The sequence below is a fragment of the Bradyrhizobium altum genome (genome assembly GCF_020889705.1).
Taxonomy (GTDB): domain Bacteria; phylum Pseudomonadota; class Alphaproteobacteria; order Rhizobiales; family Xanthobacteraceae; genus Bradyrhizobium; species Bradyrhizobium altum.
The window spans coordinates 1-8,707 of sequence record NZ_JACMYP010000323.1; the positions used below are offsets into that span (position 1 = coordinate 1).

The following is an 8,707-nucleotide window of genomic DNA, read 5'->3' on the forward strand; positions in this document are numbered from 1 at the left end:
GGAGACCGCCAACAAGCCGCCGCTGCCGGCGGCGATGGCCGGCACCATGTCGGCCAGCCGCCGCGCAGGCGGCTCAAGCTCGACGACGATCCGTTCGGCGCGATCGGCGACTACGCCGGTTCGTTCATGGTCAAGACGGCAGTCGAGGTGATGGCCGGCTACGACACCAATCCGGGCCGCTTGAATTCGCCGCAGGGCAAGGCGTTCTACATGGTCGCGCCGGAATTCGTCGCGATGTCGGACTGGGAGCGCCACGCCGTCGTCGCCGACCTGCGCGGCTCGTTCACCGGCTACGGCTCCCAGCTCACGCCGATTGACGGCACGCCGTTGTCGGCGCCGCTCGATATCGACCGTCCGAATTTCACCGGCCATATCGACGGCCGTCTCGATGTGTCGAGGGACACGCATCTGACGGGACAGGCCCGCATGCTGGTCTCGACCGACAATCCCGGCAGCCCGAACGTGCAGGCCGGCCTCGCCAAATATCCGCTCTACTCTACGGTCGGCGGCACCTTCGGCATCGACCAGCATTTCAACCGCATGCAGGTCTCGCTCGGCGCCACCGTCGACCGCACCGACTACCAATGGTCGAAGCTGACCGACGGCACCTCGTCGTCGAACGACGACCGCAACTTCTCCCAATATGGCGGCATCGGCCGCGTCAGCTATGAGCTCAATCCCGCAGTAAAACCCTTCATCGAAGTGGAGGGCGACAGCCGCTTCCATGATCTTTATCTCGACCGCGCTGGTTACGCGCGCAATTCGTCGGGCGGTTACGCCAAGGTCGGCACGTCGTTCGAGTTCACCCGGATACTGTTCGGCGAGGTCTCGATTGGTTATGCTAGGCGCGACTATGTCGACCCGCGGCTTAGCCCACTCGAGGGCCTGCTGACCACCGCATCGCTGACCTGGAATGCGACGCCGCTGACCACGGCCAAATTCTATTCCGACACCCAGCTCGGCGAGACCACGCTGCCCGGCACCTCCGGCGTGCTGTCGCGCACCTACACGATCGAGGTCGATCACGACTTCCGCCGCTGGCTGACCGGTATCGGTAAGTTCACCTACGGCACGCTCGACTACCAGGGCGACAACCGCAACGACACGATCTACTCGGTGTCGGCCGACCTGATCTACAAGATGACCCGCAGCCTCTGGATCAAGGGCACGGTGCGCCGCGACTGGCTGGATTCGAACCTGGCCGGACAGAGCTCGGCGTCGACGGTGGTGATGCTCGGCGTGCGGGTGCAGAATTAGCGGCGAGGATGCGTAAGTCGCATTTCAAATGAGGTGTCGTGCCCCGCGAAGGCGGGGCACCCAGTACGCCGCGGCTTCTCCGTTCGATCTCTGACGCCTCTGGAATACTGGATCGCCCGCTTTCGCGGGCGATGACGGCAGAGTTTGTATGATGCAGTTCGGCGAAACCGCCGGGGCACTTACCCCGGCAGGTCGGTCTTCCCCATCAGGAAGCTGTCGATCGAGCGCGCGCACTGGCGGCCTTCGCGGATCGCCCACACCACGAGCGACTGGCCGCGGCGCATGTCGCCGGCGGAGAAGATTTTCACGCGCGAGGTCTGGTAATCCTGCAGGGACGCGCGGACGTTGCCGCGCTGGTCGAGCTCGACGCCGAGCGTCTTGAGCAAGCCCTCGTGCACCGGATGCACAAAGCCCATCGCCAGCAGCACCAGCTCGGCGTCGAGCGTGAACTCGGTGCCGGGCAGCGGCTTGAACTTGTCGTCGACCTTGACGCAATGCAGTTTTGTCACCTTGCCGTCCTTGCCTTCGAACTTGGTCGTCAGCACGGCGTATTCGCGTACCGCACCTTCGGCCTGGCTCGACGACGTCCGCATCTTCAGCGGCCAGTTCGGCCAGGTCACGCCCTTGTTCTCATGCTCGGGCGGCGCCGGCATGATCTCGAGTTGGGTCACGGACTTCGCGCCCTGCCGGAACGAGGTGCCGATGCAGTCCGAGCCGGTGTCGCCGCCGCCGATCACGACGACATGCTTGCCGCCGGCGAGGATGTCGGCGGTGCCGTTCAGCGGCTCGCCGGAAACGCGGCGGTTCTGCTGCGGCAGGAAGTCCATCGCGAAGTGGATGCCGGCAAGATCGCGGCCGGGGATCGGCAGGTCGCGCGGGGCTTCCGCGCCGCCGGTCAGCGCCACGGCGTCATATTGCTTGGCGAGCTCCTGCGGGTCGATCGCACCAGGCGTGCTTCCGCCCACGGCCTTGCCGTAGTGGAAGGTGACGCCCTCGGCTTCCATCTGCGCCACGCGGCGGTCGATGATGCCCTTCTCCATCTTGAAGTCGGGAATGCCATAGCGCAGCAGGCCGCCGGCCTTGGCGAATTTCTCGTAGACATGCACCTCGTGGCCGGCGCGCGCGAGCTGCTGCGCGGCGGCCATGCCGGCGGGGCCCGAGCCGATCACGGCGACCTTCTTGCCGGTTTTGGCGGCGGCGATCTCCGGCTTCAACCAGCCATTGTCCCAGGCGCGGTCGACGATCGCGCATTCGATGGTCTTGATGGTGACCGGATTGTCGTCGATGTTGAGCGTGCAGGACGCCTCGCACGGCGCCGGGCAGATGCGGCCGGTGAACTCGGGGAAATTGTTGGTCGAGTGCAGGTTGCGCGACGCCTCTTCCCAGTTGCCCTGATAGACGAGGTCGTTGAAATCGGGGATCTGGTTGTTGACCGGGCAGCCCGGCGTGCCCGGCGCGGTCGAGCCGGTGCCGTGGCAATAGGGGATGCCGCAATTCATGCAGCGCGCGGCCTGGTCGCGCGTGTCCTTCTCGCTCAGCGGAATGACGAACTCATTGAAGTTCTTGAGCCGCTCGGCGACCGGCTCGTACTTGCGCTCATGCCGCTCGATCTCGAGAAAACCTGTGATCTTGCCCATTGAAACCCGATGCCCCTGCATCTCAGTTGTTCCGTCATTCCGGGATGCGCCGCGAGGCGCAGACCCGGAATCTTGAGGTTGGTTTGCGAGATTCCGGGTCGCGCTGCGCGCGCCCCGGAATGACGCTTGGTGAAACTACGCGCCGATCGCGATTTTCGGCTCGGCGTCGGCGTTGGCCTTCATTTCCTTCAGCGCGCGGCGGTACTCCACCGGCATCACCTTGCGGAATTTCGGCAGCCAGCTCTTCCAGTCGGCCAGGATCTCGGCCGCCTTCTTCGAGCCGGTCAGCTTGGCGTGACGTGTGATCAGCACATGCAGCCGCTCCACGTCGGAGTCGAGCAGGTTCTGGAACACGTCGACCCGGCCATGCGCCTCGAGATCGCCGGAGTGGTGGTAGGTGTCGGCGTTGATCATCTCCTCCGACAGCACCGGCTCGAGCTCGACCATCGAAAGATTGCAGAGCTTGCTGAAGTCGCCGGCCTCGTCCAGTACATAGGCGATGCCGCCGGACATGCCGGCCGCGAAGTTGCGCCCGGTCTTGCCGAGCACCACCACGATGCCGCCGGTCATGTATTCGCAGCAATGGTCGCCGGCGCCTTCGACGACCGCGACCGCGCCGGAGTTGCGCACCGCGAAGCGCTCGCCGGCGATGCCGCGGAAATAGCACTCGCCCGCGATCGCGCCGTACATCACGGTGTTGCCGACGATGATCGATTCTTCCGGCACGATGCCGGAGATCTTCGGCGGCTTGACGATGATGCACCCGCCCGAGAGGCCCTTGCCGACATAGTCATTGCCTTCACCCTCGAGCTCGAAGGTGACGCCCTTGGCGAGCCAGGCGCCGAAAGCCTGCCCCGCCGTGCCCTTCAGGCCGACATGGATGGTGTCGAGCGGCAGGCCGGCATGGCCGTAGATCTTGGCCACCGCGCCCGACAGCATCGCGCCGGCGGAACGGTTGGTGTTGTTGATCTCTTCCTCGATCTTGACCGGCGCACCGCGATCGAGCGCGGCCTGCGCCTGCTCGATCAGCCGGCGGTCGAGCACGGCTTCCAGATGGTGGTTCTGGGTTTCCGAGTGATAGATCGTCTGACCCTTCTCCTCCTTCTGCCGCACGAACAGCTTGGAGAAATCGAGGCCCTTGGCCTTCCAGTGCGAGACCAGCGCGGTCTGGTCCAGCATCTGGACCTGACCGATCATCTCGTCGAACGACTTGTAGCCGAGCTGCGCCATGATCTCGCGCACTTCCTCGGCGACGAAGAAGAAGTAGTTGATGACGTGCTCGGGCTGGCCAGTAAAGCGCTTGCGCAGCACCGGATCCTGGGTCGCGACGCCGACCGGGCAGGTGTTGAGGTGGCACTTGCGCATCATGATGCAGCCCGCCGCGATCAACGGTGCGGTGGCGAAGCCGAACTCGTCGGCACCGAGCAGCGCGCCGATCACGACGTCACGGCCGGTGCGGAAACCGCCGTCGACCTGAACCGCGATACGGCTGCGCAGCCGCTGGCGCACCAGCGTCTGGTGGGTTTCGGCGAGGCCGATCTCCCACGGCGAGCCGGCATGCTTGATCGAGGTCAAGGGCGAGGCACCGGTGCCGCCCTCGAAGCCCGCGATGGTGACATGGTCGGCGCGCGCCTTGGCGACGCCGGCCGCAACCGTGCCGACGCCGACTTCGGACACCAGCTTGACCGAGACCTGACCGTCGGGATTGACGTTCTTGAGGTCGTAGATCAGCTGGGCGAGGTCTTCGATGGAGTAGATGTCGTGATGCGGCGGCGGCGAGATCAGGCCGACGCCCGGCGTCGAATGTCGCACGCGCGCGATCGTCGCGTCGACCTTGTGGCCGGGCAACTGGCCGCCTTCGCCGGGCTTGGCACCCTGCGCCATCTTGATCTGCATCATGTCGGAGTTGACGAGATATTCCGTCGTCACGCCGAACCGGCCCGAGGCGACCTGCTTGATCGCCGAACGCATCGAGTCGCCGTTGGGCAGCGGCTTGAAGCGGTCGGATTCCTCGCCGCCCTCGCCGGTGTTCGACTTGCCGCCGATCCGGTTCATCGCGATCGCAAGCGTGGTGTGCGCCTCGCGCGAGATCGAGCCGAACGACATCGCGCCGGTCGCAAAGCGCTTAACGATGTCCTTGGCCGGCTCGACATCCTCGAGCCTGACCGGCTTGCGCTTGTCGTCCTCGGCGCTCTTGATCCGGAACAGGCCGCGCAGCGTCAACAGACGCTCGGACTGCTCGTTGAGGATCTTGGCGAACGCCCGGTAGCGCTCCAGCGAGTTGCCGCGCACGGCATGCTGCAGCGTCGAGACCGATTCCGCGGTCCAGGCATGGTCCTCGCCGCGGGTGCGGTAGGCATATTCGCCGCCGACATCGAGCGCGCTCTTGTATATCTGGCCGTCACCGAACGCATCGGTGTGGCGCCGCACGGTCTCCTCGGCGATCTCGCCGAGGCCGACGCCCTCGATCCTGGTGTGGGTGCCGGCGAAATACTTCGCGACGAAATCCGCCTTTAGGCCGACCGCGTCGAAGATCTGCGCGCCGCAATAGGACTGGTAGGTCGAGATGCCCATCTTGGACATCACCTTGAGCAGGCCCTTGCCGATCGACTTGATGTAGCGCTTGACGATCTCGTAGTCGTCGAGCGCGCCGGGCAGCCGGTCCTTCATCGCGAGGATGGTTTCGAACGCGAGATAGGGATTGATCGCTTCGGCGCCGTAGCCGGCGAGGCAGGCGAAGTGATGCACTTCGCGGGCTCGCCCGACTCCACGACGAGGCCGACCGAGGTGCGCAGGCCGGTGCGGATCAGATGGTGATGCACGGCGGCGCAGGCCAAAAGCGACGGGATCGGAATCCGGTCGGTGCCGGTCATGCGGTCCGACAGGATGATGATGTTGATGCCCTCGCGCACCGCGCCCTCGGCGCGCGCGCAGAGCTCGTCGAGTACCTGCTCCATGCCCGCCGCGCCGAAGCCGGCGTGGAAGGTGGTGTCGAGCGTGCGCGACTTGAAATGGGTCTCGGCAACGTCGGAGATCGAGCGGATCTTCTCGAGGTCCGCGTCGGTCAGGATCGGCTGCCGCACTTCGAGGCGCTGGGTCGAGGCGACGCCCTGCAGGTCGAACAGGTTCGGCCGCGGCCCGATGATCGAGACGAGGCTCATCACGATCTCTTCGCGGATCGGGTCGATCGGCGGGTTGGTGACCTGCGCGAAGTTCTGCTTGAAGTAGGTGAACAGCTGCTTCGGCTTGTCCGACAGCGCCGAGATCGGCGTGTCGTTGCCCATCGAGCCGGCTGCCTCCTCACCGGTGGCCGCCATCGGCGTCATCAGGATGGTGATGTCTTCCTGGCTGTAGCCGAACGCCTGCTGGCGATCGAGCAGCGGCAAATTGGAGCGCACGCCCTTGGCCGGCGCATCCGGCAGCTCCTCGAGCTGGATCTGGGTGCGGTGCAGCCAGTCATTATAGGGATGGCTCTTGGCGAGGTCGGCCTTGATCTCGTCGTCGGGAATCAGGCGGCCCTGCTCGAGATCGACGAGCAGCATCTTGCCGGGCTGCAGCCGCCACTTGGTGACGATCTGGTCCTCCGGAATCTTCAGCACGCCCATTTCGGACGCCATCACGATGCGGTCGTCCTTGGTGACGAGATAGCGCGCCGGGCGCAGGCCGTTGCGGTCGAGCGTCGCGCCGATCTTGCGGCCGTCGGTGAAGGCGATCGCGGCCGGGCCGTCCCACGGCTCCATCAGCGCGGCATGATATTCGTAGAAGGCGCGGCGCTGCTCATCCATCAGGGGATTGCCGGCCCACGCTTCCGGAATCATCATCATCACGGCGTGCGGCAGCGAGTAACCGCCCTGCACCAGGAATTCGAGTGCGTTGTCGAAGCAGGCGGTGTCGCTCTGGCCTTCATAGGAGATCGGCCACAGGCGGCTGATGTCCTTGCCGTAGAGCTCCGAATGCACGGAAGCCTGCCGCGCCGCCATCCAGTTGACGTTGCCGCGCAGCGTGTTGATTTCGCCGTTATGGGCGATCATCCGGTAGGGATGCGCCAGCGACCAGGTCGGGAAGGTGTTGGTCGAGAAGCGCTGATGCACCAGCGCCAGCGCGCTGTCGAAGTCCGCTTCATGCAGGTCGGGATAGTACTTGCCGAGCTGGTCGGCGAGGAACATGCCCTTGTAGATCACGGTGCGGCACGACAGCGAGCACGGATAATAGCCCGCCATGCCGCGATCGCGGCGCTGATAGATCGCCTGCGAGATCGACTTGCGCAGGATATAGAGCCGGCGCTCGAAATCGTCCTCGGTCTTGACCGCATTGTTGCGGCCGATGAAGACCTGCATGTGATAGGGCTCGGTCGGCTTCACCGTGACGCCGAGCGAGGAATTGTCCGACGGTACGTCGCGCCAGCCGAGCAGCTTGAAGCCCTCGTTCTTGATCTCGTCGGCGATGATGCTCTTGATCACGTTCCGCCACGCGGCATCGCGCGGCATGAACAGCGCGCCGATGGCGTATTCGCCGGGCTTCGGCAGCTTGAAGCCGAGCTCGGAGGTCTTGCGCGCGAAGAAGGCGTGCGGGATCTGCACCAGGATGCCGGCGCCGTCACCGGCGCGCGGGTCGGCGCCGACGGCGCCGCGATGCTCGAGGTTGCAGAGGATGCTCAGCGCGTCGGAGACGATCTGATGCGACTTCTGGCCCTTGATGTTGGCGATGAAGCCGACGCCGCAGGAGTCCTTTTCCAGGCCCAGGTCGTACAGGCCTTCGGCCTGCGGGCGCCAGGTGTGAAGCTCGGGGGTGTGCGGTCCATAGGACGCATCATGCGCGGCATCGGCGGCTTTCGAGTCCGCGGTCGCCGACAGCATGCCTGTCACGATGGTTTCGCGTTCGAATTCCGACCCGCTCATGTGTCCTCTCCCTTTCGTAAGGGGCCTCACCGTATTTGGCGCACCTTGGACGTTGCGGCACCCACCGGGCCACCGCTCGTCCGCCGCGAGCCGCATTTTCCTAAATTCAGGCGACGGGCGTTTCAACGTCCCCTAGGGGACGGCCCTGCCTGCAGCATTCTCGGAGCCCGGGGCGCCGAGGTTTCGTTGCAATCCCTATGCCGGAATGGCCTCGAAATTGAGACAGCTTTGCTGTCCTAACCTCGACCTTGCCAAATTTTTGTCTATCACACAAGCGCGAGGAAGTCCTCGCCCGCATGCTTGGATCGGAGAGCTCGGCGGGCCCGCCGCGCCCCTGATTCGAAGCAAACACGCCGTGATCTGGCCCAAGGAGGGACCAAGGACCGCCGGAATTCAAACCGAAATTTTGCCCGGCAAGCCGGCAAGAGAGCGGGAAGCTCCGAGAGGCGGGCCAGACAGGAGTTACGGCGATGAAGTTGTTCACAAGTTCGATTGCAGCCGCCGCGCTCGCGCTCAGCGCAGCCTCGGCCCAGGCGCAGCTGGTGACATCAGCCCGGATCGGCAGCCCGGCTCTCGTCAGGGTATCCGACATGGACGGGCCCTACGCCGCCATGCCCGAGGTTCCGCCGCCGCCGCGCTTCGGCCGCGTCCCGAGCCTTTTGCCGCCGGTCGAGGTCTACACCGTGCTGCGCGAAAACGGCTATCTGCCGCTCGGCGCACCCCAGCAGCGCGGCTTCGTCTACACGATCTCGGTGATCGACCGGGGCGGCGACGACGGCCGGCTGGTGATCGACGCCCGCGACGGGCACATCGTCCGCTTCACCCCGGCCTATCGGCTCGGCGACAATTACGAGGAGGAGATGAGCGCGACCTACGGCCCGGTCGGTCCGATGCCGCGGGCGATCCAGGCTCGGG

General features: G+C 65.3%; 1 protein-coding gene and 3 pseudogenes. 2 read left to right on the forward strand and 2 right to left on the reverse strand.

Going from position 1 to position 8,707, the window contains the following annotated elements; translation table 11 throughout:
• Positions 1 to 1,257, forward strand: a pseudogene (locus tag H8B02_RS41865) (outer membrane beta-barrel protein); the annotation flags it as partial.
• 179 nt (positions 1,258 to 1,436) lie between these two features.
• Here the strand turns inward: H8B02_RS41865 and H8B02_RS41870 are convergent.
• The gene (locus tag H8B02_RS41870) at positions 1,437 to 2,894 is read right to left on the reverse strand and encodes a glutamate synthase subunit beta (protein WP_229171518.1); all 1,458 of its coding nucleotides are present in this window, start codon (positions 2,892 to 2,894) and stop codon (positions 1,437 to 1,439) included.
• Between the two features lie 135 nt (positions 2,895 to 3,029).
• Positions 3,030 to 7,792 (reverse strand): annotated as a pseudogene (gene gltB, locus H8B02_RS41875) (glutamate synthase large subunit).
• A gap of 470 nt (positions 7,793 to 8,262) precedes the next feature.
• Between gltB and H8B02_RS41880 the strand changes: the two are divergent.
• Positions 8,263 to 8,707 (forward strand): annotated as a pseudogene (locus H8B02_RS41880) (hypothetical protein); the annotation flags it as partial.

Coding starts and splice junctions, on each gene's coding strand:
- H8B02_RS41870 (WP_229171518.1), bottom strand. CDS start 2,894: ATGGGCAAGATCACAGGTTTTCTCGAGATCGAGCGGCATGAGCGCAAG.